Annotated in this window: 25 protein-coding genes and 3 tRNA genes; 9 read left to right on the top strand and 19 right to left on the bottom strand. The window is 61.4% G+C overall.

What is annotated here, in order from left to right; all coding sequences use genetic code 11:
* Nucleotides 1–84 precede the first annotated feature (84 nt).
* The 4 genes from CH262_RS02245 to CH262_RS02230 form a co-directional block, all read right to left on the bottom strand.
* Nucleotides 85–1,296, bottom strand: a complete 1,212-nt coding sequence (locus CH262_RS02245) for a TniQ family protein (protein ID WP_094681484.1) — start codon at nucleotides 1,294–1,296, stop codon at nucleotides 85–87.
* A gap of 17 nt (nucleotides 1,297–1,313) precedes the next feature.
* Nucleotides 1,314–2,252: a TniB family NTP-binding protein gene (locus CH262_RS02240; RefSeq protein ID WP_094681421.1), complete on the bottom strand. Its 939-nt coding sequence runs from the start codon at nucleotides 2,250–2,252 to the stop codon at nucleotides 1,314–1,316.
* 4 nt (nucleotides 2,253–2,256) lie between these two features.
* Entirely contained in the window at nucleotides 2,257–3,936 is a 1,680-nt protein-coding gene (locus CH262_RS02235) for a Mu transposase C-terminal domain-containing protein (protein WP_094681422.1), read from the bottom strand.
* A 386-nt stretch (nucleotides 3,937–4,322) separates the two neighbouring features.
* Complete coding sequence (locus CH262_RS02230; protein WP_143547045.1) at nucleotides 4,323–5,150, bottom strand: hypothetical protein; 828 nt, start codon at nucleotides 5,148–5,150, stop codon at nucleotides 4,323–4,325.
* A 747-nt stretch (nucleotides 5,151–5,897) separates the two neighbouring features.
* Between CH262_RS02230 and CH262_RS02225 the strand changes: the two genes are divergently transcribed.
* On the top strand, nucleotides 5,898–6,776 hold the full coding sequence (locus CH262_RS02225) for a serine/threonine-protein kinase (protein ID WP_170944868.1): 879 nt from the start codon (nucleotides 5,898–5,900) through the stop codon (nucleotides 6,774–6,776).
* Nucleotides 6,773–7,942, top strand: coding sequence for a hypothetical protein (locus tag CH262_RS02220; RefSeq protein ID WP_094681423.1), 1,170 nt, complete (start codon nucleotides 6,773–6,775; stop codon nucleotides 7,940–7,942). Before CH262_RS02225 ends, CH262_RS02220 begins: the two co-directional genes overlap by 4 nt.
* Here CH262_RS02220 and CH262_RS27935 read toward each other — a convergent pair.
* The 5 genes from CH262_RS27935 to CH262_RS02200 form a co-directional block, all read right to left on the bottom strand.
* The gene (locus CH262_RS27935) at nucleotides 7,903–8,640 is read right to left on the bottom strand and encodes a hypothetical protein (RefSeq protein ID WP_143546090.1); all 738 of its coding nucleotides are present in this window, start codon (nucleotides 8,638–8,640) and stop codon (nucleotides 7,903–7,905) included. The genes CH262_RS02220 and CH262_RS27935 overlap by 40 nt on opposite strands.
* A 414-nt stretch (nucleotides 8,641–9,054) precedes the next feature.
* Nucleotides 9,055–9,519 (bottom strand): hypothetical protein, encoded by a 465-nt coding sequence (locus tag CH262_RS02215; protein WP_094634710.1) that lies wholly within the window; start codon nucleotides 9,517–9,519, stop codon nucleotides 9,055–9,057.
* Between the two features lie 116 nt (nucleotides 9,520–9,635).
* A complete protein-coding gene (locus tag CH262_RS28010; RefSeq protein WP_249305506.1) occupies nucleotides 9,636–9,866 on the bottom strand; it encodes a hypothetical protein in 231 nt (76 codons plus the stop codon).
* A 128-nt stretch (nucleotides 9,867–9,994) separates the two neighbouring features.
* Nucleotides 9,995–10,783, bottom strand: a complete 789-nt coding sequence (locus CH262_RS02205; RefSeq protein WP_094634734.1) for a ParA family protein — start codon at nucleotides 10,781–10,783, stop codon at nucleotides 9,995–9,997.
* 1,123 nt (nucleotides 10,784–11,906) lie between these two features.
* Nucleotides 11,907–12,119, bottom strand: a complete 213-nt coding sequence (locus CH262_RS02200) for a helix-turn-helix transcriptional regulator (protein WP_230595287.1) — start codon at nucleotides 12,117–12,119, stop codon at nucleotides 11,907–11,909.
* 123 nt (nucleotides 12,120–12,242) lie between these two features.
* On the opposite strand from CH262_RS02200, the gene CH262_RS02195 reads away from it, so the two are divergent.
* Nucleotides 12,243–12,875, top strand: coding sequence for a helix-turn-helix domain-containing protein (locus tag CH262_RS02195; RefSeq protein ID WP_094634712.1), 633 nt, complete (start codon nucleotides 12,243–12,245; stop codon nucleotides 12,873–12,875).
* A complete protein-coding gene (locus CH262_RS28390) occupies nucleotides 12,868–14,085 on the top strand; it encodes a tyrosine-type recombinase/integrase (RefSeq protein ID WP_094634713.1) in 1,218 nt (405 codons plus the stop codon). Before CH262_RS02195 ends, CH262_RS28390 begins: the two co-directional genes overlap by 8 nt.
* A gap of 113 nt (nucleotides 14,086–14,198) precedes the next feature.
* Here CH262_RS28390 and CH262_RS02185 read toward each other — a convergent pair whose 3' ends face one another.
* The 5 genes from CH262_RS02185 to CH262_RS02170 all read right to left on the bottom strand — a co-directional run bounded on the left by CH262_RS02185 (nucleotide 14,199) and on the right by CH262_RS02170 (nucleotide 16,419).
* Nucleotides 14,199–14,864: a hypothetical protein gene (locus tag CH262_RS02185; RefSeq protein ID WP_141216546.1), complete on the bottom strand. Its 666-nt coding sequence runs from the start codon at nucleotides 14,862–14,864 to the stop codon at nucleotides 14,199–14,201.
* A 22-nt stretch (nucleotides 14,865–14,886) separates the two neighbouring features.
* Nucleotides 14,887–15,123 carry a hypothetical protein gene (locus CH262_RS27225; protein ID WP_141216545.1) on the bottom strand — a complete coding sequence of 79 codons (237 nt, stop codon included), beginning with the start codon at nucleotides 15,121–15,123 and terminating at the stop codon, nucleotides 14,887–14,889.
* A gap of 190 nt (nucleotides 15,124–15,313) precedes the next feature.
* Nucleotides 15,314–15,386, bottom strand: a tRNA-Arg gene (locus tag CH262_RS02180).
* A gap of 55 nt (nucleotides 15,387–15,441) precedes the next feature.
* Nucleotides 15,442–15,531: transfer RNA gene (locus CH262_RS02175), tRNA-Ser, on the bottom strand.
* A gap of 123 nt (nucleotides 15,532–15,654) precedes the next feature.
* Nucleotides 15,655–16,419 carry a dienelactone hydrolase family protein gene (locus CH262_RS02170; protein WP_032407826.1) on the bottom strand — a complete coding sequence of 255 codons (765 nt, stop codon included), beginning with the start codon at nucleotides 16,417–16,419 and terminating at the stop codon, nucleotides 15,655–15,657.
* Between the two features lie 96 nt (nucleotides 16,420–16,515).
* Between CH262_RS02170 and hisC the strand changes: the two genes are divergently transcribed.
* On the top strand, nucleotides 16,516–17,571 hold the full coding sequence (hisC, locus tag CH262_RS02165) for a histidinol-phosphate transaminase (RefSeq protein ID WP_094716790.1): 1,056 nt from the start codon (nucleotides 16,516–16,518) through the stop codon (nucleotides 17,569–17,571).
* Here the strand turns inward: hisC and CH262_RS02160 are convergent.
* Nucleotides 17,560–18,606 (bottom strand): alpha/beta hydrolase, encoded by a 1,047-nt coding sequence (locus tag CH262_RS02160; protein ID WP_094716791.1) that lies wholly within the window; start codon nucleotides 18,604–18,606, stop codon nucleotides 17,560–17,562. The two genes, hisC and CH262_RS02160, sit on opposite strands and share 12 nt — an antisense overlap.
* A 292-nt stretch (nucleotides 18,607–18,898) precedes the next feature.
* Nucleotides 18,899–19,102, bottom strand: a complete 204-nt coding sequence (locus CH262_RS02155; RefSeq protein ID WP_027494766.1) for a DUF3072 domain-containing protein — start codon at nucleotides 19,100–19,102, stop codon at nucleotides 18,899–18,901.
* Nucleotides 19,103–19,263: 161 nt separating this feature from the next.
* Here CH262_RS02155 and CH262_RS02150 point away from each other — a divergent pair, with 161 nt between their 5' ends.
* Nucleotides 19,264–19,599, top strand: coding sequence for an excalibur calcium-binding domain-containing protein (locus CH262_RS02150; RefSeq protein ID WP_094716781.1), 336 nt, complete (start codon nucleotides 19,264–19,266; stop codon nucleotides 19,597–19,599).
* A 78-nt stretch (nucleotides 19,600–19,677) separates the two neighbouring features.
* Complete coding sequence (locus tag CH262_RS02145) at nucleotides 19,678–20,601, top strand: pseudouridine synthase (protein WP_179274892.1); 924 nt, start codon at nucleotides 19,678–19,680, stop codon at nucleotides 20,599–20,601.
* Between the two features lie 16 nt (nucleotides 20,602–20,617).
* Here CH262_RS02145 and CH262_RS02140 read toward each other — a convergent pair whose 3' ends face one another.
* The 3 genes from CH262_RS02140 to CH262_RS02130 form a co-directional block, all read right to left on the bottom strand.
* On the bottom strand, nucleotides 20,618–21,430 hold the full coding sequence (locus CH262_RS02140; RefSeq protein ID WP_094716779.1) for a formate/nitrite transporter family protein: 813 nt from the start codon (nucleotides 21,428–21,430) through the stop codon (nucleotides 20,618–20,620).
* Between the two features lie 114 nt (nucleotides 21,431–21,544).
* Nucleotides 21,545–21,634, bottom strand: a tRNA-Ser gene (locus CH262_RS02135).
* A gap of 58 nt (nucleotides 21,635–21,692) precedes the next feature.
* The gene (locus CH262_RS02130; RefSeq protein WP_048319194.1) at nucleotides 21,693–22,205 is read right to left on the bottom strand and encodes a MarR family winged helix-turn-helix transcriptional regulator; all 513 of its coding nucleotides are present in this window, start codon (nucleotides 22,203–22,205) and stop codon (nucleotides 21,693–21,695) included.
* 77 nt (nucleotides 22,206–22,282) lie between these two features.
* Between CH262_RS02130 and mgrA the strand changes: the two genes are divergently transcribed.
* Nucleotides 22,283–23,317 carry an L-glyceraldehyde 3-phosphate reductase gene (mgrA, locus tag CH262_RS02125; RefSeq protein WP_032366524.1) on the top strand — a complete coding sequence of 345 codons (1,035 nt, stop codon included), beginning with the start codon at nucleotides 22,283–22,285 and terminating at the stop codon, nucleotides 23,315–23,317.
* A 34-nt stretch (nucleotides 23,318–23,351) separates the two neighbouring features.
* Nucleotides 23,352–24,341: an NAD(P)H-quinone oxidoreductase gene (locus tag CH262_RS02120; RefSeq protein ID WP_032366525.1), complete on the top strand. Its 990-nt coding sequence runs from the start codon at nucleotides 23,352–23,354 to the stop codon at nucleotides 24,339–24,341.
* The last annotated feature ends 19 nt before the right edge of the window (nucleotides 24,342–24,360 follow it).

Below are 24,360 nucleotides of genomic sequence, written 5' to 3'. Positions count from 1 at the left end.
GTGACTATGACCCCGGCGCGAAAACGGGCTTCTCGGCCGTCGCAGCGTGTGCGTCGCGGACAACCCCGCTCCATCGGGTGATAGCTACGTCGGCGGATGTTGCAGCGGGATCCCGTGGTCGAGGAACAGTTGCACCGTCTCATCCAGCGCCGCTGCGGTGCGGCACCCCCAGCGCAGGAAGTTGTACAACGAACTGGCGGATGCGGGATCGACGCGCGCTGCCGCGATGGCGGCCTCGGCCGCAGCGTGCGCGTCAGCCCACAAATCGCGCTCGGGTGCGGGATTAGACGAGCGCGTCGGAGCTGTCCCGGGATCGACCGGCTCATAGGGACGTGGGCTCAGCAGAGATGCGTGCGCACCGCCGGCGTCGACCTCACCGCTTTCGACCATCGCAATGCCGATCGCTGCGGCCTCCAGAACTTTCGCCTGCTCGTCCCAGTGCAGGTCCTCGAACGGAACCCACGCGGTCCGGAGCGGGCGAGAACGACCGGCGGCCTTCCAGATCGCAACGAGTCTTGTCGCCCACCGTCCGGTGCGAACCAGTGGTGTGGACACTTCGTCGGCGACGGTGCGCAGCAGCCGGAACCAGACTGCGGCGTGCACTCGGCCTGGGCCGAGTTCCACCCATCCGGTCGTCAGAGCCTCGGTGGTGCGCCGATCGAGTTCCGTGACCGCTGAGGGAACCGGAACGGGCGAGACCCGTTCGTCCGAACCGAACCGGACTTGGTCCCAGAAGATTGCATGACCAGGGAAAGCAGAGCAGGGTTCGAGTCGACAACGGTGGTCGAGGCAGCTGCTCAGCACCGGATATTGCTGCAGCAGAGTCATGTTGATATCAGCAGTGGATTCGAGGCTGTCGATACACGCCGGGCATGCCCGACTGCGCGGAGTGCTGGCCCACGGCAACCATGCGTCGTGCGTGGGTGTGCGGCGGCGTCGATCCTCCCTCGCGAGGTCGGCCGGTAGCAGGATCGAGAATTGGTGGACGTAGGTGTCGAAGTCGCAGTCGGCGGGGTCGGTGCTGTCGAGTAGCCACGGTGTCCACCCCGCCAACGTCATCATCCGCGCCCTCTCTACCGGGACTGCGCCGCGACCGGCCAGCTCGGCGAGGATCGGCTCCGGTGTGTAGCGGTCGAGATCCTCGACAGCACAATCGATATCGAGGTCTGCAAGCAGGTCAGAAGACTTGATGTGCGGATACAGCTCGCATATCCGGGCCAACCAGGACGAGAGGGCCTCGCCGGGCTGTGGCGGCGGGTGCAGCGGCCACGGGCGAACGTACGCATCATCGGGCATCGCCGCGAGCCGCGCGTTCACGCGAGGTGGCGTTCGAACTGGCGACGTCGCTCGGTGGGACCGAGGTACGGAGTGCGCGTGAGCACCGAGGAGGTGATCGCTTCCTCTCCGCTGTCGACGGCGGTCACTGCTGCGGCAGTGAGCAGCGTTGCCAGTTCACCGATGGTGCCCTCGGAGCGAGTGAGGAGGTAGTCGGTCATCTCCGGTGATGTCAGGTGCGAGGGTTTGCGGAGGGGGAAGCTCGTGGTGAAGCTGGCCAGCAGCGATCTGGTGTCGGCAGTGTTGGTCCAGACCGGCAAAGTCATGGGGTGGAATCGGTTCTCCAGCTGGGGATCGGTACGGATGGCGAGGTAGGCGTCACGGGTGCCGACAGCGACAAGAGGAATGCGTAGTTCGTTGCCCAGGAACCGCAGCACGTTCAAGAATTCGCGGCGGACGTTGTCGCGGCCGGCGAGAACATTGTGGAGCTCGTCGATGATCAACATCTTCACGCCGGTGGCGCGGAGCAGCATCAATGCTTGCTGTTCGAGTTCGTGGACCCGATTGCGTGGTCGGGTCGGTGTTCCCAACGCTATGAGCAGTGCGAGGTAGAACCGGCCGGGTGACGGGTCCGGGGGCATCTGCATACACAACACCGGTATCTGCTCGCGGTCGGACAAGCTGATCGGCGGATGAGTGCGCCGGAACTTTTCGATGATCATCGACTTGCCGTTGTTCGTCGGACCGAGCAACAGTAAGTTCGGCATACGCTGCCGGTCTGGCCACGACAACAACGACTCCAGATGGTCGACGACCGTACGGGCCTGCGGATACCCGATCCACCTCTCCGACCGGATCAACCGGATCCGCTCCGCGTCGTCGAGTGCGGTGAGCGGTCGAACCGACTCCCGCAGGTGCCCCAAATCCTCGATGGACGACTCGGCGGGTTCGTCGCTGCTTCCTGTCGATGCGGTCATCGCCTCACCATTCCTCGATGTCTCTGAAGACCGGCGTTGCGGTGCCGCCGCCCGCTCGAGGCTCCACCGGCGGGTGGATCGCCGAGATCGGTGCAGACGCGGCACCGTTGAGATGCATGCGGCGGGCACGGTTGCGCCGGGCTTTGCGGGTGGCTTTCTGCGAGCGGTCGGTGACCTCGCGCATCTGCTCGATCATCGAAAACAGTGCGCTCTCATCGACGTTCGACCGACCTTGTTCGCGGAGACGGGCGATAGCAGCTCTGTGCTCCCACAGTGTCACCGCGGGATGTGACATCGTCCGGTACGGCACCTCGACATAGCCGGCACCGTCTGGCTCGAGGACCCAGATTCTGCTCAGATCGCGTGGATCACGTCGTATCACGAACCGCCCCAAATCCTCTCGCCGCGCAACCCACGGTTTGAGCGCGTTCGAGAAGTAGTGCACGTGATCCAGAACGAAGCCCGTGCGCGTCAAACGTCGCCGGATGACGGGAAGAAAGTCCACCAGGAACGCGGTTTCGCCGAGCACCACACGAGGGGCATGACCAGCTGCGGCGACCCCGCCGGCCCACACGGCGGCCGGAGTGTTCCCGATCCCTGTGTGAACGCTCGCGTGATACGAGGCTATGGCCAGGACCAGCCAGCGCTCCAACTCATGCAATGTCAACGCCGCGTGCTTGTCCGAGTCGTAACTTCCTCGGTCCGCTGGGTTCGAGAAGGTGGTCCCAGGCAGCTCGTGCACCGCCGTCATCGCCGTTCCGATGATGCGTTCGACGATCCCGCCGTAGTGAGGTCGGCCCGGAGGACGGTATTCGAGTGTGATGGCGTGCTGGGCGCATCCGCGGCGCAGCGCTTCGCTTTTGAACTCGGAGGCGTTGTCGAGATACAACTGTTTTGGCTTCCCTGCCATCGGCCACTGCACCTGCTCCGCGAGCTCGCATGCCTCCAGCCATGTCTGCTTCTCGCAGCACACCCGGCCCAGGCACAACCCGACCGATACCGCTGATGGCGGCTCCAGAGTGACGACGAATCCGAGTACGGAACGGCTGAAGACATCGATGGCGATCGTCAGGTAAGGGCGACCGATCGGTTGCCGCTCGTACTCGTCAACGACCATCAGATCGACGACGGTGTGGTCGATCTGGACCTGATCGAGAATCCCCGAAACCGTCGGTGGACTGTCGCCGGCGGACTGACGCGGGCGGGCGGCATCGGGTCCTCCGCGGGACCTGGCGACCGATGCCGGATGGAGGGCGGCGATACGCGCAGTGACGGTGTTTCTGGCCGGCACCGGCAGACCCGCGCGGTGACAGGCCAGCGCGATACGTCGGTGCAGCGCAGCGACACTCGGCTTCTGGCAGTGAAGAAAATATCGAGTGAGATGGTCGCCGATCACGTCCTCGACGTCAGCCGCTACTCGGCTGCGGCCACGCCCTCCCGACGAGACCTTCGTCAGAAGATCGGTGACTGTCCCCGTCCCGTTCCTGAGCCTGCCGAGTAACGTGTAGACCTGCCGCCTGGACAATTCCAACCGCTGTGCTGCATCGTCAACCGCTTCCGAACGCACCGGATGCATCTCCAGCAAGGGAGCCAGGACAGCGAAACGGACCTCGGCCTGGGACCACCGCTCCCCCGACGCTGTCAGCACACCGGTCTCCACGACATCGAGCTTGTCGGGGTCCATCACAAGCCTCCCTGTCACCGAGAGCCGAACATGCGACCGTGCACCGCACTTCTGACATCAGAATGTCAGAAGACACGTGCACTCACCCTCGAAACGCCTGCAAAGAGTGCAGCCGTCGTCTGAAACTGACATGATCCGGCGGGACCTAAACGGCTCCGGGCCCTGTTCGGGACCGCGCCGACGGCCTGCGATCGCGCCTTCGTTCGGGCCGCACCCGTGTCTCACGGATCGGTGCCCCAGAAACGACCGTTAGCAAGACAACGCATGATCATGCATAGCCATGCACAGATCCCAACTCGTCGTTTAGCTTCCGGCGGCACAATCAGCATCGAGCTGGCGTCAAGCGTGTCAGCGGCAAACCTCTCGAATCGGGCAGCGTTAGGTAGCTACAGCTGTTTGCTGAGTTTGTAAAGATAGAAATAGGGCTCTTGATTGCGTTTGGTGATCTCGTCGAAGCGGGCCTTCGCAATACCCAACCCACTAGTGATCACGCCACCCGCCGCAGCGCTACCCAAGCCCATGGTGGCGAGGTCGGGCAGAGTGATTTGCGCGTCAGACAGCAGTAGAGATGCTTCTACGCCTACGCCGGAGACAACGGCGGCGACCGTGGTCTTCATCGCATTAGCGGCATCTAGCACGACCTTTGTCTTGGCCAGCTCGCGTTGAAAGTCACGCAACTTGGGCTCGACTTGGTCTCTGAACAGATCTTGGATGTCAGCTTCCAAATTGAAGTAGTCGAACGCATCTGACTTGATCGTTTCCGCGGCGATTTTCATCTCGGCGCGGTAGGACAGCAACGGTTCGCGCAGCTGATCTCGCGCATCGATAACGTCTTTCATTGACGCCTCGGGGAACGTGGGCAGTTGCGCAATCAACCCCGCACCCACGGCGGCTCTACGAGCTCGCGCCTGGGTGTAGTCATCCGTTAGCGGTTCGCCGGACGACTGCGCGTCCAAGACACGCCGCGACATCCTCTCGTCCAGGACCGGTTGCAAGCGACGATCTTTGAGCAGGCGGCCCAGTGCTTCGGTGTATACCGAAGCCTTGTCTTGGGTCGGGTCGAGTGCGAAACCATCCGGAGCGAGCGTCAATAGTCCGAGATCCATGACCTGCTGGAGGTCTTTCATGTGCCCTGATTCCAGTACTGAGCCGATGTCGTGAAGGTCGGGTGTCAGCTCCTGGATGGACAGCAGGTGTTCGACGGCCTCCATCATGCTGGCATTGATTCTCCGAGCGCGCCGGCGTATCTCTTTCCGTTGCCTGCCTGTCAGGGTTGAGTCTTGTAGAACCGAAGGGTCGAGTCCGAGCCCCCGGAGTACGTCGTCAGTGTGGGCAGCTAGGTATTCCATTCGTCGCTCGTAGCCAGCGAGGTCCGCGGCACAGAAGTCTTCGAGCATGGCCGCTGAGTACGAAAAGAGAGTTACTGAATCGGCGTAGAGAAGTGAGGACTTGACCATTCGGATGTCATCCTCAATTGAGAACGCTCCTCCGCCCCCTGAATGCGCAGTGACAACAGCCATACGGAGTGCAGAGGTTCGCCCGGCCGCTTCCAACCCTGTCTCCTTCATAGGTCATGACGTAACCGAGTCGCAACGCGGCGAACAACTGCCGTGCTTCGAATACTAGGTGTCTCACCTGCGAGTGTCCCGGCAACGTTCGTTTGTGGGGCATACGTCATCGAGGACCCAACCCGCCATCGCGGTCACTCTTCAGACCAAACCGACTCAGTTGATTCTGGCCGCGCCCGTGTCTCACAGATCGGTGGCCCAGAAACGACCATTTCTGAGGCACTGCTGCAAAATCAAGTTTGTGAAATAAGCACCACAAGGGTCGATTCGAGACATACTTGCGAATTGGCCCACACGCCCGTTGACCGCTACCCCACACTCCCGTTCACTGCTACTGAGTGCAGATCGACTCCCAGTATGCGAATATTGTCGGGTGAGCCAGAGCGAAAGCGCATGACGGTCCCCTTCTCCGATGACGAGTTGATGCAAGCATTTGCCGATTATCAACTGGCCTTACCTGAGCTAGGTGAGGGTTCTTACAAGGTTGCTTACCGGGGCCGTAGCGGATCAGACGACATTGTCATCAAAATTGTAAAGGAGCCACTTCCGGAGGACGACTTTGACTCCGACGACTCCATCCCGTTTCCGACCCGCTTCGGCCGCGAGATCGAGGGTATGTCCCAGGTCGATTCGCCCCACGTGGTAAAGCTCGTCGAGCCGCCCAGAAAATGCAGGCTCTCAAGACGAGACTACATTTGGTATGCAGAGCCCTACTACCCAGGGGGGACTCTCGATCAGGCTATTAAGAATTTCGGTGGAAACGAGGATCTTTCTCGACGTCTGGTTATTGCGCTACTTCGAGCAGTCAACGCAATGTGGTCGGACGCAGGAATTGTGCATCGCGACATCAAACCCGGCAACATCGTCTTCGACGATGCAGGTTCTCCGGTTCTGCTTGATCTGGGAATTGCGTACCACAATGATCTTTCGCCGCTCACCGATGCGTACGGCGCATCGCCACGCACAGGTAGATACGCCGCACCTGAGCAATTCGAGATGAGACGGATCGCAGAAATCGACTTCAGAACAGATCTTTTTCAGATCGGGATTGTCGCATTTGAAGCGCTTGTCGGGCACCATCCATTCTGGTATGAAAAAATAGACAGTAGCGAGTACTTTCGGAGACTACAAAGCTTCGACGCCTCCTCCTTTGAGGGCGTGTCGTGCGAAGAGGACCTGCAGGTAGTCATCACGCGTCTGCTGGCTCCGCGCCCCAGCCAGCGGTATAGAAATGTGTCAATTCCGCTACGCCGACTTGGAGTTACGGTATGAGCTTCTATGTTCAGCACGGATACGGCAAGGGCAGCAAGATCTTCGACGTCTCCGATCAGGGCTCCCTCTCCGGAGTCGTGCTCAGCCCTGGTGACGAAGATGTCGCCGCACTCACCACAACGGTGACGGGACTTCGGTCGAGGGGCCTCGATGCGCTCCTCGATCCTCAATCTTATATCTACTCCTCAACCCCAGCGGGTTCGGCTCGACGCCATTCATCTCACGCTTTGAACTTCCGCCGAATCAAGTGGTCACAAAGCGCTGGCGATGTCGCCAACCAAATAGCGTCAATCGAGGCCGCCAATACTGCGGTCGGAATTCACAACCGTTTGATAGCACCCACGTGCATCCAGTCGACTTTTACAGATATCTGGACACCTCTAGCACTCCAGTACGCCCGATCTGCCGTCGACGCATGGGGAGGAGATAGAACCATTGCCAGTGTCGCCATCGATGAGGGCGCGTTAAGTAACTGGAAAGACATTGCCGACTGGCTCGACGTTGTCACAACCATAGATGTTCAGGGTTTCTACATAGTTGTCAATCGGGCAACTAAAGGTTATCCGCCCGCACCGTGGGACTCGAACCGCTTGTCCAACTTGCTCCGGCTTATCTACACCCTGTCAGAGGTCAACGAATATGAAGTACATTGGGGGTATTCGGATCTCGAAGGACTCCTAGGTCTGGCCGCTGGCGCTACCGCAATATCTTCTGGCTGGTTTTACACCTTAAGACAATTCTTCATCTCCAAATGGCAACCGTCTCCCGCCGGTGGTCAGCCCCCAACTGCGAGGGTGTATCTACCCGCTCTGTGGGCCTCATTGAAGGCACAAGAGGAACTGTCATACGTTATGAACCTCCCCTACAGCGACGACATCGTGCTCCCAGAAATCAGCGCAACCTTCGCCGCCCGTGCCTTATCGTCCTGGACACGGGCGGAGGCCCAAGTGCAGTTCATGGCGCAACTGTCCAGAAGGGCCGAGGCAGGCACCACCTCAGCGGACGTACCGACTCGACTCGACGCAGTCGAAAAGTCACTCAACGAGGCATCGAGCCTGTACAGCCGTATTGCACGAGACCGGGTAGTGCTGCCGCCCGCTTACGCTGGACGCGTCACCAACTTGCTTCACGCGGTTGAGGAAATGCGCGTTGCAGAGGGAATCTGATCGCGCTGTAGCTGTCGATGCAGGAGCTCGAGAAGCCAGAGTTTTTGCGCGTCACCAAGCGGACGCTTAGGCGCGGTACGTAGCCACGACAGCCGATCGCCCGACATTTTAATCAGACCGCTCTCGTATACACCTAACGTGGGCAGGTCGACGCGAGCCGCAACGTTCTCTGGCATCAAAATTGCAGTGCGGTGGGCCATCGGCCCGAATCGCGCCACCTGTCTCACCGCACGTCGCCAGTCCGACATCTTCGCCTCCACTGCGAGTGAGTCGTGGACGAGGTTCCTCGCATGCGCGAGCTGCGAATCTTTCCAGTTTGCGGCCTGCATCTTCGACCGCAGGTCTCGGGCGTAAGTAGCCGACACCCCTACAGGTTCGTCGACATCGCCAGAAATAACCTGCGCCTCGGTGAAGGTCGCGAGTCGATTGGCCTTACGTAGGTACGAAATAAGTCCACTTGATGAGATTGCAAGTAGGAGCACATCCGGCCGACCTCGACCGATTCGTGGTTCCAACAGCAGATGGAGGCTACGACCTGCTCCAGGAGGCATAAGGTTGTGTGCGTCTTGAGCGAACGCTTCCGTCAAGCGGGCCTCGTGGATCGGTACCCCGACAGTCCGCGTACCCTTCCCTTTCGCCACATCCGCGACGACGTCGCTATGTTGTACCAAAACGCTGGTCGATAACAAGGTGTCCACCCCTCCACAATATGACCCCTGGCCTGTCCAGGCGCATCGGACTGGAGCCCGTGCCGTAACGACGGTGTCAGTCTCATCGGTCCTGGCCTGAGTAGGAGATCCGGACGGTGGCAGGTGGGGCTGTATCGGACAACGGAATGTCGAACAGATGCCTGCCTGCGGGGGCAACATCCACCTCCAGGATCATTCGAGGAGGACGTTATCGTGGAGTCGCATGGTGGCCGCGAACCCCTGTTACAACGCCTCCACCTTTTGTGCAACGCCCGAACCGATCTTAGCTTCTCCACCCTCTACGGCCTCGGCTTTATGGCCAACGTTAGCGATTCGGCCTGAGCGGTGGCTTCCGAACGGCGCACCATGGAGAGCACTCTGCCGTCGTAAAACGCCTTCGTGGACAGGGGCAGGAAGATCCGACTAGCGCGGCCACCACCGCACGAGCGCTCGAGCTCGGTCATGCAGCTCGTTGATTGAATCAACCAGGAGCGCCAGCCAAGTTAATGCACTTTCAGGGCTAGGAACGAGCGTCGATGGTACGGCGTTCTGAGCGGCATCATCGAGTTGGTTGATGTTCGATGGGTAGTCGGTTGTCTTCCCGTCAACGACGTTCGGTGCACCGTCCAACCCGTAGGTGATAACGAAGGTGATTTCATGTCGATTTGCTTCGGTGAAGTGTGCAGACAGAGCCAGTTGACCCCAAACGGAACGGTCGTAGACAACTGCACCGGACCGAATTGCGGCCTGCAGCAACCAGTGCGGAACAATCTTGCCGTGCATCCACGCTGAACCGCAGCGACGGAAGTCGATGTCGAGCGCCCGAGCTTTCGCCTCGTCCAACGTAAGCAACGGCAGGTTCTCGATACCGAGTACGGAACTATCCACCTATGTTGCCTCCTGATCTCCGGGAATGTGTCGGTCGGCAGCTGCGTCGGACCGACTTGGTGTGCGATGTACCCGCGATAGCGGGTGAAAAGTGCAGTGGCTAGGTAATAGACCGGTCAGCGAATCCTGGGTCCACGCGCGAGCGGACCTGTCCGTTTGGGGAACGGTTTGCCGTCGTTGAACCGGAGACGCAGCGACTCGAGGTACTCCTCCACCGCTGCGTTGACCAGATCCGATGGGCCACGCGGCGCTCCCGGTGTCGCGGATAGTGCCTCCGCGGCGTTGAGGAGATCGTCGACAGTGGCCGTGTAGAGATAGTACGAGCGTTTGCACTTGCTGTGATCCACCGTTGATTCCGAGTTCTTCTGTACCAGTAGGGTTTCTGCGACAGGCTGAGACGTGTCGTTGCCCGGGTGAGGTGGGTTCACGGGGCTTTGTCCGGCCAGTGCGCTCTTCATCCGCTCGGGCCGCGCCATCACTGCTCTCCATCAATGAGGATCTCGACTGTGTCGCGGTAGATAGTCCACAGGCTCCGCGCTTGGGTTGTTCCCCAGTCCTTCAGACTGGTCTGCGATTCCATCGAGTCTTTGATGACGACTCGTTTCGGCACTGGATCACCGAGAATGTCAATGCTGGCTGCAATCTCGATGAGCTGTTCTCGGCCGGCGATGGTTTGGTTCTCGTGCAGGTTGATCACCGCACCGAGAAGGCGGAGGTCGGCGTTGTAGCTTCGTCTGACTGCGTCAATTGTCCGGCATAATCGCGCCAAGCCGTTCGCCGAGAACAGCGCAGATTGGCTGACGACAACAACTTTGCGTGCCGCGACGAGTGCGTTGATGGTCAGCAGGTCCAAGCTGGGCGGGCAGTCGATCAGGATGACGTCGTACTGATCAGCAACGGTTTCGAGTGCATCTCGAAGTCGGCGTTCGCGCCCCGCTCCCGCAACCACCAGCTGGTCTCTCACATACGCGAGTGATTCGTTCCCGGGCACTGTCGGGACCAGGAAGACACCTGGCCAGATGCAGGGTACGACTGTGTCGCCGATCGTTGCTCCCGAAGAGTCCGAAAGCACGTCTGCGACACCAAGGTCGTCGAGAGCAAGAGTCTGTGCGGCGAGGACCGTACTGAGGTTGCCTTGCGGGTCTATATCTATGACGAGAACTCGTTTGCCCGCACGCGCGGCGGCGTCGGTGAGGTGGAAGGTCTCGGTGGTTTTGCCCACGCCACCCTTCTGGTTGCAGAACGCGATGATGTCAGCGGGCATGGCGGGTCTCACTTCCATTGCAGGAGTTGCGGGTGATAAGCGAAATGGTTGCGAGGGACGCATGGCACCCCAGTCTCCTGAGGGATGTATCTGAGCCGCGGCGGGCAATGGGTGAATAGGTCGCCTTACTGGTGACGGAGGCATCACCCGAATGGGGTCTATTGCCCGACAACACATGAGAGGGAAGCATCAGCGGTGAAGGACCTGTGGTTCGAGTGGGCTCTGTCGGATCCGATACGCCTGTGGCGTGTATTGCACCTGATGCACGCGACACTGGCACTGGTGGCCAATCAGGTGATGACCGATAGACGGGCGATTCAAGCCTTGCTGGTATTCGATGTACGGCCGAATACAGCTCGCGCAGTGCGTCATTGGATTCGTTATGACTACAGCCTGGATATTCATCACGCTTGGCCGCTGATGCCAAGGCAGGCTTGGGGATTCCGGCTCGATCGCCAATCCGCACAGGCAGTGACGGGTGAAAACGACGTGCGAGCGAAAGCAAGTGAGGCTCGATTCGATGATGGTCAGGGGTTCTCATGGGTCCTCTTCAGTAGTGACTGGGTTCAAAGGCGTGGTACTTCGTCGGTCTGTCTCGGACCCCCCATGGCCCCTGAGCCAATTTCCGCACCCACGTTGTCCGCTCCACGTCCGATAGCCCCGCGTCACGATGGACGCGCGGCTGCTCGGTATCGCCACTCGTTCGATGATCAGTCGAGCGTGTGGTGCCTCGAGGCCGGTCTCAGAGGATTTACACAGGGTGCACAGGCCGGCGGCAGGCTGGTGTAACGTCGGGCTCTGCCAGAAAACGACGCTGCTGCGACACATCAGGCCTTTGCTAGACGGTTCACAGCGAAGGCTTGTTCGAGTGCGAGCAGAGGGGTTCGACCGCGCGATCGCGAATCGAAGCGTGCGTCATCGCCCGTTCGGCCCCTGACCGAAATCAGGGGCGGAGAACGGTGCGTCAGCGAAATGTCTTGAATCACTTGTCAAGACGCTTTATGATCGGTGGCGAAACTCCTTCCTCACGGGTTGTGGTTTCGACGCCCTCGGCTTCGGTGCTGGTAACACCGAGATTCTCCGGGGGCGTTTCAGTTTCCTGAGGGGCAGTTGGCCCCGGGCCTTACGCGACGCCTGAACTGGCGTCGGATTCCGCCTCGAGACCTTCGATGTACTCATCGATGGCCGTATCCGGGATGAGCCGACGCTTGCCGACCTTCACGCTCCGGATTTCTCCGGACGCGATCTTGTTGAAGAAGTTGGATCGTCCAAGTCCCGTGCAAGCCATAGCCTCCGGGACAGACAGCAGCCGTCTGGGCATCTTCAGCACCTCCACTGATTGTGTGGTAGAGCCACATTTTGGGGGACTTATCGGATCAGTCCATGTGGTTCCACCACAGAGTAGCAACTACGTACCCCACCCACAAGACCGACGTATTTTCAGCTAGACTGCGTATCCATGACGCAGTCTTGGGCGGAATCAATCGTTGCCCGGGTCGCCTCGGAAGTTCGCCGACTCCGGGGTAAAGACCACTCCGCACTGTCCGCGGCAAAGCTCGCCGACAGAACCGTCGACTTCGGGTGGGGAATCTCCCGGTCGGTGGTTGCAGACTTGGAGACAGGTCGAAAGAAGAGCCTTGACATCTCGGAACTGCTCGTATTGGCTGCGGCACTGGGAGTCTCACCTGCACAGTTGGTCTTCCCCGACCTTCCCAAAGGGAAGGTCGAAGTACTCCCTGGGCTGCCGCAAGAATCTCACGATGCCCTCCGCTGGTTTAGCGGCGAGGCCGGACTCATGCGACCGAGCTCGGAATGGACCGAAGAGCAATCAGAAACTCCTCTCGACATGTGGGTCCGAGACACCTTCGACCCGAGAAACGATCGTGTCGGAATCACTCGCGAATGGCTCGATGCACTCAAGGCCATGCGTCGCGCCCGGGTACAACTACGAAACGGATTGTCCAAGAACGAATCCGCCGAACATATCGAGTCGATGCAGTATCTGTACGAGGATGCACGACGACGCTCGGAGGAGCTCTTTCGACGGATGACAGAACTGGGCATGAACACACAGGACGAAGAGGATGGCTAGGCAGCGCACTGCCCCTGGAGAGTGGGGAAAGATCACGAACACAAAGCGCGGGTCGGCTTTCGTCGCAAAGGTTCGTATCCGAGATTCCGACGGCGTGCGCCGCTTGGTCGAGGCAAGCGGCCGGTCCCCAGAGGCCGCTCGGCGGAACTTGAACGCGAAGTTACAGAACAGGCTGGCACCAACCCGCGCAAGCGGCCTGACGAGTAGTTCGACCGTCTCAGCCCTGGCCTCGAGTTGGTTTGCCGAGCAGGAACCATCACTGGCAGCGCAGTCCTACAGCCGCTATCTCGATGTTTGGAACAAGCTGTGTGCACCGGCCATCGGTGAACTACTTGTCAGGGAAGTCCGCACAGGCACCGTAGATTCGTTCCTCCGAGAACTGGCCGCGCGAGCTCCCAGTAGCGCCCGCATTGCACGTGTGGTGTGCACAGGAGTCTTCTCCAAAGCCGTCCGATTGGACCTCATGCCACAGAACCCGGTCCGAGAAGTGGCGCTGCCGAAGAAGGCCAGGCAGCCGGTCAGGTCCGTCACTCTTGACGAGCTGAACGAGATCCGAAGCCGAGTCGCAGCTTATTGCGCTCACGAAGAGGTTCTCGCGGACGGGACGGTGAAACGGAAGCCTGGCCCCAAGCCTGGCCAAGACCTACAAGACATCATGGACCTCCTGATTGCGACTGGGGCTCGGATCGGAGAGGTGCTAGCTCTTCGCTATCCGGATCTCCGTCTCGACGTCAGCCCTGCGACCGCGACGATTCAGGCGACTTTGATAGTTCCTCGGGTTGCGGGCGAGCGCCTATGGCGTCAGGAACACAGGAAAGGCGATTCCCCGCCGTTGACATTGGTTCTGCCCGAGTTCGCAGCGACGATACTGAGGCGCCGGGCAGAATCGCCGATATTCATCAACCCTCACGAGGCAGTATTCGTGACCAGCACCGGAAACTGGCTTTCGCCATCCAACGTCAGACGATCGTGGAGGGCTGCGCTCGGCGCGGATTTCTCCTGGGTGAGACCGCATTCTTTCCGCAAGACGGTTGCCACATTGATCAAGGAAACCTATGGCATCGAGACCGCGCAAACCCAGCTGGGGCATTCATCGACGCGTGTCACCGAAGCTCATTACATCCAACGGATCAATTCTGCGCCAGATCTGACCGCAACTCTAGATCTGTACGGACCCTCGAACTACTCCGACGAGTCATCAAATCTGTAACTCGGGTGGCGTCAGGTCATGCTGGTCAGGGACGGCGTGTCTGAATCGGATCGGTAGAAGATCCTCGTCTCTCGGAGCCCACTCACTGAATACTCGCCCATGACCTGGGCTGGTCACGACATCACTCCCGTGGCGAAGCCAAGTGATACCACTGACAACGAATAGGTCGGTTGGTTGAAATTCCCGTGCGTGATTGACCTCGCCGTGGGTGAGTTCGACGGCATTGGGTTCCCCGTCGAGCCCTTCACTTCGACATGCCGCTCGCTGGCTAGGTCCCCAGAACCGAAAAGCAGGAGGTCGAAAGGCCGGGATGCGCCGACATCCTTGCACTCGTACCCGAGCGACTCGTAGTGCTGAATCGCCTGCCGCACAGCCTGCATCTCGATCGCTCGCCGGACCTTGGGGTCCGACACGTGACCTGCCTCGAGGGCTTGCCGGCGATCCGAACGCGCCGTCGACGACGTCTCCGATCCCTTGCCATCCACGCCTCGGTCGGCTGAAGAGTGGATCTGCGCGACAGCAAGTTCTGGCAGCACACCGAATAGCGCGGAGGGGAATTTGCTGAGGTACCCACCTTGTTTGGGGCGGAGGGTTCCATTCGAGAGAAATGCGAACGGAAAGTAGACGCTTCCGTCACGGCCGATCTCGAGGACATCCTGCACCGAGCGGATGGCGGGTAGGCGTTCGTTCAAATCCTGGAAGGTAACCGACGTCGAGAACTCCGTGTAGTCGCGCAACAGAGCTTCTCGGCCGCTCGCGGGGCTGTTGTCGTTGTACACGAGGTTGTCGACCTCGTACGGCTCACCGTCGACGATCGACCAACCGACGAACCTGGATGGCTTCCCATCCCGGGCTGTCGTCCAGTGGAGTACGACGTCGCCGTCCCGAACGTGGTTGACGAGCTCCCAGTACGGAGTCGAGACTCCGTTTCGCTTCGCGAACGGGACTCTGATTTCCATCGCCGAAATCGTCGCGCCTGATCGTCTCCATCCAATACCGCTCGGCAGGGTCCGTCAGCCACCACTCGTTGATCGTCACGACGCCACTGTGTCATGGTCGAGCCGTTCCAATGTTGGGACTGAGGCTGTCCGGCCCCGACACCGTGAACTCAACACTTTCGTGCCGAATTCCGACCAATGTGTTGAGTAAGTGTTGAGCCGGGCGCAACTCGGATGGTCATCGAAAATACCCCGAACCGCATCGCTGCAGCTCCGGGGCATTTCTTCTGTGCGCCCGAAGGGATTCGAACCCCTAACCTCTTGATCCGTAGTCAAGTGCTCTATCCGTTGAGCTACGGGCGCATGTTCAGTTGTGTCGGTTCCGAAGAACCGACGTGCCGATCCTTGCGGATCAGCGTGGCGGAGGCGAGAGGATTTGAACCTCCGGACCCGGTGAAGGGTCAAGTCATTAGCAGTGACTCCCATTCGGCCGCTCTGGCACGCCTCCTAGGCTGCCGGCCCTCTCGGACCGCCGAGGAAAGAGATTACACACGGCTGAGGCCAGAAGGCAAAACGGCTGGTCGACGCCCCAGGTTCGCGCGGCGTTCGCGTAAAAGATGCTTGTTGCTCGTCAACGCATGAAGCTGTCGAACCAGTCGAAGATGCGCGTCTGCGCATCGACGAGAGCGGCCTCGGCGGGGTCGGTGTCGTCGCTGCTGCCCGGCTGTTCCCGAGGATGATCGGCGCGATGCTCCACACCGGAGTAGCTGACGACGTTCGTGGCCACTGAGGCGCGCGTGGCGGCATCGCGAAGGGCTTCGATGTGTTCGGGTGGGGTGTGGGGGTCGTTCTCGCCGTAGAGGCCGAGCCACGGCGCCTGCAGCTTGGGCGCGGCGTCGACCAATGCGATGGCGTCCGCATTGAGCGGCTCCACGATCCCTGCTGCGGCGACACTGACCGCCGCTCCGACCGGACGGCTGGTAGCCACGATCAACGCGGCCGTTCCGGCATCGTCGAATCCGATGACGCCGATGCAATCGGAGTACACCCCGCGCTGGACGAGCCAGTCGGAGGTGGCGTCGAAATCGGCGAAAAGGTCGTCGCCGAACACTTCCTTGTCGTCGCCGTGCCCCCGATGGAACAGGTCCGGCGCTACCGCCAGCCACCCTTCCAACGCGAGCGCGCGCAGGAGATCCTTTAGCGACTCGGGTATCTCCCTGGCCTCGTGCAACACGACGATCCCGCCGCGCGGTGACCCATCGGGCTCGACGGCCGTCAACGGCACTTTCTCCTGCGAGACGGGTTTCGATGCGGCCGTATCCACCTCGTCGTCCGCGCCGACTGTGGGCGCGGGGGCGGACCGAAGGACTGCGAAGTCGCTGAAAGTTCCCGACATACTGTACGAAGATAGGACGATCGCGGCCGTCCTGCACAGCTTTGACACGGACAGGCAGAAGTCAACTACCGACAGGGTCGGCGCATAATGACTGACGTGACCGTGCACATCCGCCCCGACCTCGACGCCATCCCCGCTTACGTACCCGGCCGCAGCTTTCCCGGTGCGATCAAGCTGGCGAGTAACGAAACGACACAGGGCCCTCTGCCGAGTGTCCGTGAAGCGATCGCGGAAGCGGCCGGCGGCGTCAATCGCTACCCCGACATCCGCGCGACGGCGCTCGTCGAGTCGTTGGCGAAAAAGCTGGGAGTGCCCCCGGAGAACGTGGCCGCCGGAAACGGCTCGGTCGCATTGTGCCAGGAGGTCGTTCAGATCACCTGTGGCCCCGGTGACGAAGTCATCTTCGCGTGGCGCTCGTTCGAGGCCTACCCGATCATCGTCCGGGTGACGGGAGCGACGCCCGTTCAGGTGCCGCTGACCTCGGACCACGTGCACGATCTCGACGCGATGCTCGACGCCATCACCGAGCGCACCCGGCTCATCTTCGTCTGCAACCCGAACAACCCGAGCGGAACCGTCGTTCAGCGCGACAAGCTCGTGGCCTTCCTGGACGCGGTGCCGTCCAACGTCCTCGTCGTTCTGGACGAGGCCTACTTCGAGTACACCCGGCCCGACGCGGCAGGTAATCACACCGATGGGGTGGAGATCGCTCGCGGTCGGCGCAACGTGATCGTGCTGCGGACGTTCTCTAAGGCGTACGGCCTCGCCGGTTTGCGGGTGGGCTACGCAGTGGCCGACCCCGAGGTGATCACCGCACTGTCGAAGGTTCGAATTGCGTTCGCCGTCAGCACCATTGCTCAGCAGGCGGCTCTGGCGTCGCTCGAAGCCTCGGCCGAGTTGCTGGCTCGCACCGATGCGCTGATCGCCGAGCGTGATCGAGTGCGCGACGCCCTGGTCTCGGGTGGCTACGACGTGGGCGTATCCCAGTCCAATTTCATCTGGCTGCCACTGGGCGAACGTTCGGGTGAATTCGCCTCGGGCGCAGCCGAACAGGGCGTGCTGTTGCGTTCCTACGGAAACGACGGAGTGCGGGTCACCATCGGCGACCCGCACGAGAACGACGCGTTCCTGAAGTTCGCTCTACAGTCCTAGCGCGCGCTCGAGCGTCGGCCAGGATTCACGAAGATCGTCCTGCCAGTACGGCCACTGATGAATGCCGTAGGGGCGGTAGGTGAAGGTGGCCGGTATGTGGAGTGAGCGCAGGCGTGTGTCGAAGAGCGTGGTGCAGTACAGCGCTGCCGCTTCGAGCGGTCCGCCCATCGCAGCTTCCTGCACTCCACCGCCGCCGGGGCCCAGCTCGTGCGGGCCGGGTAGGCCGGTGCCGACGGACACGTAGACGTCCTTGCCGCGCAATGCTTCTGCGTTGCGGGACGGATCGTGTTCGATCCATTTCGCGTCGGCGTTCTCGCCCCACATGTTGGTGGCATTGCCGCCGTTGGTAGCGACCGTGGCGCGCACGGCGTCCTTGAGGTTGTTCTGCGAATTGTCGTAGCACCCGCTCAAACCGGCAACTCCGGTGTAGAGATCGGGGTGACGAGTGATCAGATCCATCGCGGCCTGGGCACCCATCGACACTCCGCCGATGGCATTGGTGCCGTTACCGGAGAACCGCGCGTCGATCAGCGGCGGCAACTCCGCCGTCAGGAACGTCTCCCAGTTGTTGACGCCCAAGACGGGGTCGGGCACATTCCAGTCGGTGTAGTAACTACTCGATCCGCCGACCGGCAACACGACATTGACCGGCTTGTCTGCGAAGAAATCGACGATGTCGGTCTTCTGCGTCCAAGTGCTTTCCTTGTAATCGGATTCCTTGCCGGCACTGACCCCGTCGAGCATGTAGAGCGTCGGACGGGACACGGCCTGCGCGGCCGGAAGAAGAACCTGCACCTGGATCGACCGACCCATGGCCGGCGAATCGACCCACACGGCCGCACGACGCGGAGTCAGCATGTCGACTCGGTCGATTCTTGCGGCAGGCTTGGGCGCGGACTGGGCCTGCATGCCAGGTGCCGCCCCGCCACCATCGGCACTGCCGGTACCCGGAAGCGGCTGCGCTCCGGCGATACCCGACGACAGCAAGGTCACAGCCAGCGCAGCCCCCGCTACTGCCAACACACGACGGTGCATCTGATCTGCCATCCTCCCCAGGCGCACCCTCGCGGGCGCAACACAAACAACATCCGTTTCACAACGTACCCACCGCGACGCAGACACGCCGAGGGCTGTGGGTCCGCTCACAGTAGCCGCGAAATCCCGGGTACAAAAGTCTGCGTAATCCTTTGTTACATGTACCGAAGAAATAACGGTCTACCTGGTCGGATGCTGCCACTGGGAGGTGCTTCGGAAGGCACTCAATGTGACATTCGGTGGACTTTTCGGGGGTCGATGTCACATCGAGTGGACTTCTGACGGAGCAGGCTCAACCGCGGCCGGTTTCGCCCTGCAACTTGTCGATCATTTCCGACGCCTGCGCCTTGTTCAGGTCGTCGGGAACTTCCTCCCCTGCTTCCTGAGCGAGGGTGCTCAGATAGCTCTTCTGCGGACCGGTCATCGGCTCGTCGCCGGTGACCCAGTCGTCGGGATCCTTCTCGGGGTTCTGGTTGACCTGCTCGTTTTCGCTCATACGTTCGTAAATACGCCCTCGTGACGGTTTCCAAACGCGTCGACCCTGCGCATTTCGGTGCCGCCCTGCTCAGCACGGCTGTCGGTCGCGCGAATGACTTCGTTGACAGTTCAAGGATCCGTCGAGGAAGCTCCATCGCACCCCCCTCGAATTGGAGCAACATGAAGACGAAGAATCTGCTGGTCAGAATCGGCATCGGAAGCGTGATCGCTGCGGCAGCCATGGTCACCACCCCCGCCCTTGCTTCGGCAGATCCGATCACCGATTTCCTGTGCGGTGCCGGCTCGGCTCAGTTCTGCATCCTTCCGCCGCCGCCTGCTTTCGCTCCCCCGCCCGCACCGCAGGGTGCGCCCGCCCCCGCACCCCGGCCCAACGGTGGGTTCCAGTACCAGAACTGCGACGCCGCCCGCGACGCCGGAGCTGCACCGGTCTACCGCGACGAGTACGGCTATGGCCCCCACCTCGACCGCGACAACGACGGCATCGGCTGCGAGTAGCGAGTTCGCACTTGTGTAGGTGAATCGCTGTCGATTGTCTGCACAAGTGCGATCTCGGCGGGCGGATACGCTCGGTCGGTGAGACGACGCCAGCAACCGCCCCTGGCGAAGCGCTACGGCCTCGACCCCGCACGCGTCCGAATGCCCGAGGACGGGACATGGCCCACCGTCCGCGAGTTCTTGACGGCGACCGAGCAACGGATCTCGCCGGGACGCATCGACGAGATGCTCGCTGCGGGCGAGGTCGTCGACATGGGCGGGCCTGTATCCGCTGATGCGCCGTACGTCCCCGGCGATGCTGTCTGGTTCCACCGCGACCTGCCGACGGAAACCGTTGTGCCATTCGACATCTCGATCGTGCACCGGGACGACGCCGTACTGGTGATCGACAAGCCGCATTTTCTACCGACGATCCCGCGCGGCGGCCACATTCTGCAGACCGCTCTGGTGCGACTACGCCTCGAACTCGATCTGCCGCAACTGGTGCCCGCTCATCGACTCGACCGCGTCACCGCTGGCCTGGTGCTGTTCGTCGTCGACCCTGCCCTCCGCGGGGCGTATCAGACGTTGTTTCAGGATCGAAAGGTCCGCAAGGAGTACGAGGCCATCGCGACCTACGAACCGTCCCTCACCCTGCCTACCGAGGTACGCAGTCGAATCGTCTCGGACAAGGGCCAGTTCACTGCACGCGAAGTGACCGGAGAACCCAACGCGCACACCGTCGTCGAACTCTTGGAACACCGCGAGGGCATCGGACGGTATCGACTGACACCGTCGACGGGACGAACCCACCAGCTACGTCTGCACATGAACTCGTTGCGCATCCCCATCCTGGGTGACGATCTCTACCCGACGGCAACCGGGCGAGCCGTCGACGATTTCACTGCTCCACTCCAATTACTCGCCAGTGCAATCGAATTCATCGACCCGATCTCGAAAGCTGTACGACGCTTCGAGACTCGGCGGAGCCTGGAGCGCTGGGTGTCGAACAGCAGTCCGTGACTCCCGGTTCCGCTGACTACTCAGAATTCTGGTCACGCTCGGACTTCACGAGTTCCTTCGTGCGCACCAAGCGCAGCGCCGTGACCAACACGACGCCGCCGATGATGTTGAACAGCACTGTGTATCCGAACCATTCGATCCACTCGCGGTAGCTCACGTCCGCTCCTGCGTGGATGGCCCCGAAGATCAGCAGGGAATCGAGAACCGAGTGGAACAACTGCAATCCGGCCAACAGAAAACCCGCCGCCATGGCAGCGATGATCCGCGCCACGTCGGATTCGGTTCCCTGCTGCATGCGGGTCAGCAGTGTCATCGTGCTGCCGCCGAGAACAGCGAGGCAGATCGACTGAAGATCCAAGGGTGCGTAGACGAAATGATGCGCCGACTCGGACAACACTTCGAGCCATTGCGGAAACGCGTGCGCGATCAACCACATCACGAACCAACCGCCGAGCAGATTCGCGAGCAGCGTCCCGATCCACAACTTCGCGAGCTGCGCAGGCGTGCCGTTGCGGGCCACAATCGCGGCGATCGGCATCAGGAAATCCTCGGTGAACAGCTCACCATGCGCGAGATAGATGGCCACGAGGCCGATTCCGAACGCCAGGCCCGCCAGCAGGTGACTGCCGGTCTCGTCCAGCACCGCCAGGTACGCCATCACCCCCAGAGCGACCTCGAGTCCACCGAAGAGTCCGGTGATCAGCACGGTGCGTACGGTGCGATGCAATCGCTCCCCGCCTTCGGTGACGACAGCGTCGAAACTTTCCTCGAGCTCCTCTTCCAGAGGTCCCTCGTTGTCGCCGTCGTTGCGCCGCGCTTCTTCGCTCATTGGCAGGTAGTACCCACTGAACCGGTATTGATGCCACGCCGAGAATTCGCTGCTTCGCAAACGAACAAACCCGGTCCACCCTCGCGGGCGGACCGGGCTCGATCAATCGACATATGGCGGAAGCGGAGGGATTTGAACCCCCGGACGCTTTTACACGTCTCTCGCTTTCAAGGCGAGTGCATTGGGCCGCTCTGCCACGCTTCCGTGTGCGATCTTAACGGCCAGGGCGGCACCGGCCCAATCGCCCCTCGTTGCCGGTCTGTCAGCGTCGGGGTCGGGTTGCCGATGCGTCCATTGCGGCGTCCACCTTCTGGAAGATGTCGCCCAGGACCTCGAGTTCGGTCGGGGTGAGCAGATCGACCAGATGTTGCCGGACGCTGCGGACGTGCGTGGGTGCTGCCTCCGTCAGTCGTCGTCGACCTTCCTCGGTGATGACGGCGAGGACGCCACGGCCGTCGTGCGCGCAGGTACTGCGGCGCACCATGTCCTGGACTTCCATCCGCCTGATCTGGTGGGTGAGGCGACTTCGGGAGGACAGGACCCCGTCGGCCAACTCGCTCATGCGGATGGAGCCGTCGTCCGCCTCGGACAGCATCACCAGGATGCGGTACTCCGCCATCGACAGGTCGTGTCTGTCCTGTAGATCCCTGTTCAATACCTCCATCAATCGTTGACCGCCGTCGACATAGGCACGCCAAGCTCTCATTTCCGCAGTGTCGAGCCACTGCGGGTCCCCCCCGGGACCAATGGCTAATTCGGCCGTCACGCGAGTCATCTTAGGCAGGAAATCTACTCACGAGTAGCTTGCCGTGGTTCGGGGTCCGATTCGCCGATGCGACCTAGGGTCGAGTTATGACAGATCCCTACATCGACCCTCCGTACGTTGCCGCCGCCGATCGCTACGAATCCATGTCGTATCGCCGAGTGGGATCGCGTGGGCCGGTACTGCCGGCTGTGTCGCTGGGCCTGTGGCACAACTTCGGCGACGACGTTCCATTGATGAAGCAGCGCGCGATTCTTCGTCGCGCTTTCGATCTGGGAATCAACCATTTCGACTTGGCGAACAACTACGGTCCGCCGTACGGAAGCGCCGAGAAGAACTTCGGCCGCATCTTCTCCGAGGACTTCGCCGGGTACCGCGACGAACTGATCATCTCCAGCAAAGCGGGATGGGACATGTGGCCCGGCCCGTACGGCTTCGGCGGCTCCCGCAAGTACCTGCTGTCCTCACTCGACCAGTCGTTGACGCGTATGCGACTCGACCACGTCGACATCTTCTACAGCCACCGCCCCGACCACGACACCCCCATCGAAGAGACAGCCGGCGCGCTGATCAGCGCTGTCCAGCAGGGGAAGGCCCTGTACGCGGGCATCAGCTCGTACAAGCCCGAGGGCACGCAGAAGATGGCGGATCTGCTCGCCGACGCCGGTGTTCCGCTGCTGATCCATCAGCCCAGCTACTCGATGGTCAACCGGTGGATCGAACCCGAACTGCTGGGTACCCTCGACGCGATCGGCGCAGGCGTCATCGCATTCTCTCCCCTCGCTCAAGGCATGCTCACCGACAAGTACCTCGACGGCATTCCCGCGGATTCGCGCGCAGCACAGGGCAAGTCGCTGAACCCGGACTGGCTCACCGACGACCACATCGGGCACCTTCGCGCACTGAACGACATCGCGTCGGCCCGCGGTCAGTCACTGGCTCAGCTCGCGCTGAGTTGGGCGCTGCGCGACCGGCGAGTGACGTCGGTACTGATCGGCGCATCGAGCGTCGAGCAGCTCGAGAACAACGTCGCGGCGCTGGACAATCTGGACTTCTCCGACGCCGAACTCGAACAGATCGACAGTCACGCCGGCGACTTCGGCATCAACCTCTGGGACCTGTAAAGCGCCTGCGACAGTGGTGGCGCATCATGGATGCATGCGTGCAATCACACTGAAAGAATTCGGCGATCCCGACGTCATGGAGTGGACCGAGGTTCCCGATCCACGACCGGCCCGCGGACAGGTGATCGTCGACGTCTCCGCCACCGCCGTCAACCGTGCCGATCTGATGCAGCGTCAGGGCAACTACCCGCCGCCCCCGGGTGCCAGCGAGATCCTCGGTCTCGAGTGCTCGGGAATCATTTCCGAGCTCGGTGACGGCGTCAGCGGTTGGAACGTCGGCGACAGGGTCTGCGCGCTTCTGGCAGGTGGCGGGTACGCCGAGCAGGTCGCCGTGCCTGCCACCCAGCTGTTCCCGATCCCTGCGGGCCTCGATCTCCATGTGGCAGCAGCACTTCCGGAGGTCGCGTCCACGGTGTGGTCCAACCTGGTGATGGATGCGCACATGCGTTCGGGCCAAGTACTGCTGATCCACGGCGGCGGCAGCGGAATCGGTACGCACGCAATCCAGGTCGCGAAACAGATGGGCGTCACCGTCGCCGTGACCGCCGGATCCAAGTACAAGCTGGACATGTGCGCGGACCTCGGTGCCGACATCCTCATCGACTACAAGAATCAGGACTTCGTCACCGAAATCCGTTCACAGACAAACGATCACGGTGCCGACCTGATCCTGGACAACATGGGCGCGAAATACCTCGACCGAAACCTCGACGCGCTCGCCATGGACGGCACCGTCGTCACCATCGGAATGCAGGGCGGCGTGAAGGGTGAACTGAACTTCGGCAAGCTCATCGCCAAGCGTGGCTCGGTACACGCGGCCGGATTGCGGGGACGCCCCGAGACCGGACCGTCGAGCAAAGCCGACATCGTCGCCGACATGACCGCACACCTGTGGCCGATGATCTCCGAGGGCCGGGTCACCGCCGTCGTGCATGCCGAAATCCCGATAACCGAAGCAGCACAAGGCCATCGGATGCTCGACGACGCCGAGACGATCGGGAAAGTCATCCTGCGCGTGCAGTGATGTGCGTCCGAGGGTCGTG

The sequence above is a fragment of the Rhodococcus sp. 05-2255-1e genome, from assembly GCF_002259025.1.
GTDB classification, from domain to species: Bacteria; Actinomycetota; Actinomycetes; order Mycobacteriales; family Mycobacteriaceae; genus Rhodococcoides; species Rhodococcoides fascians.
The sequence above is the reverse complement of the archived record's forward strand: the minus strand, read 5'-3'. Positions and strand labels throughout refer to the sequence as shown.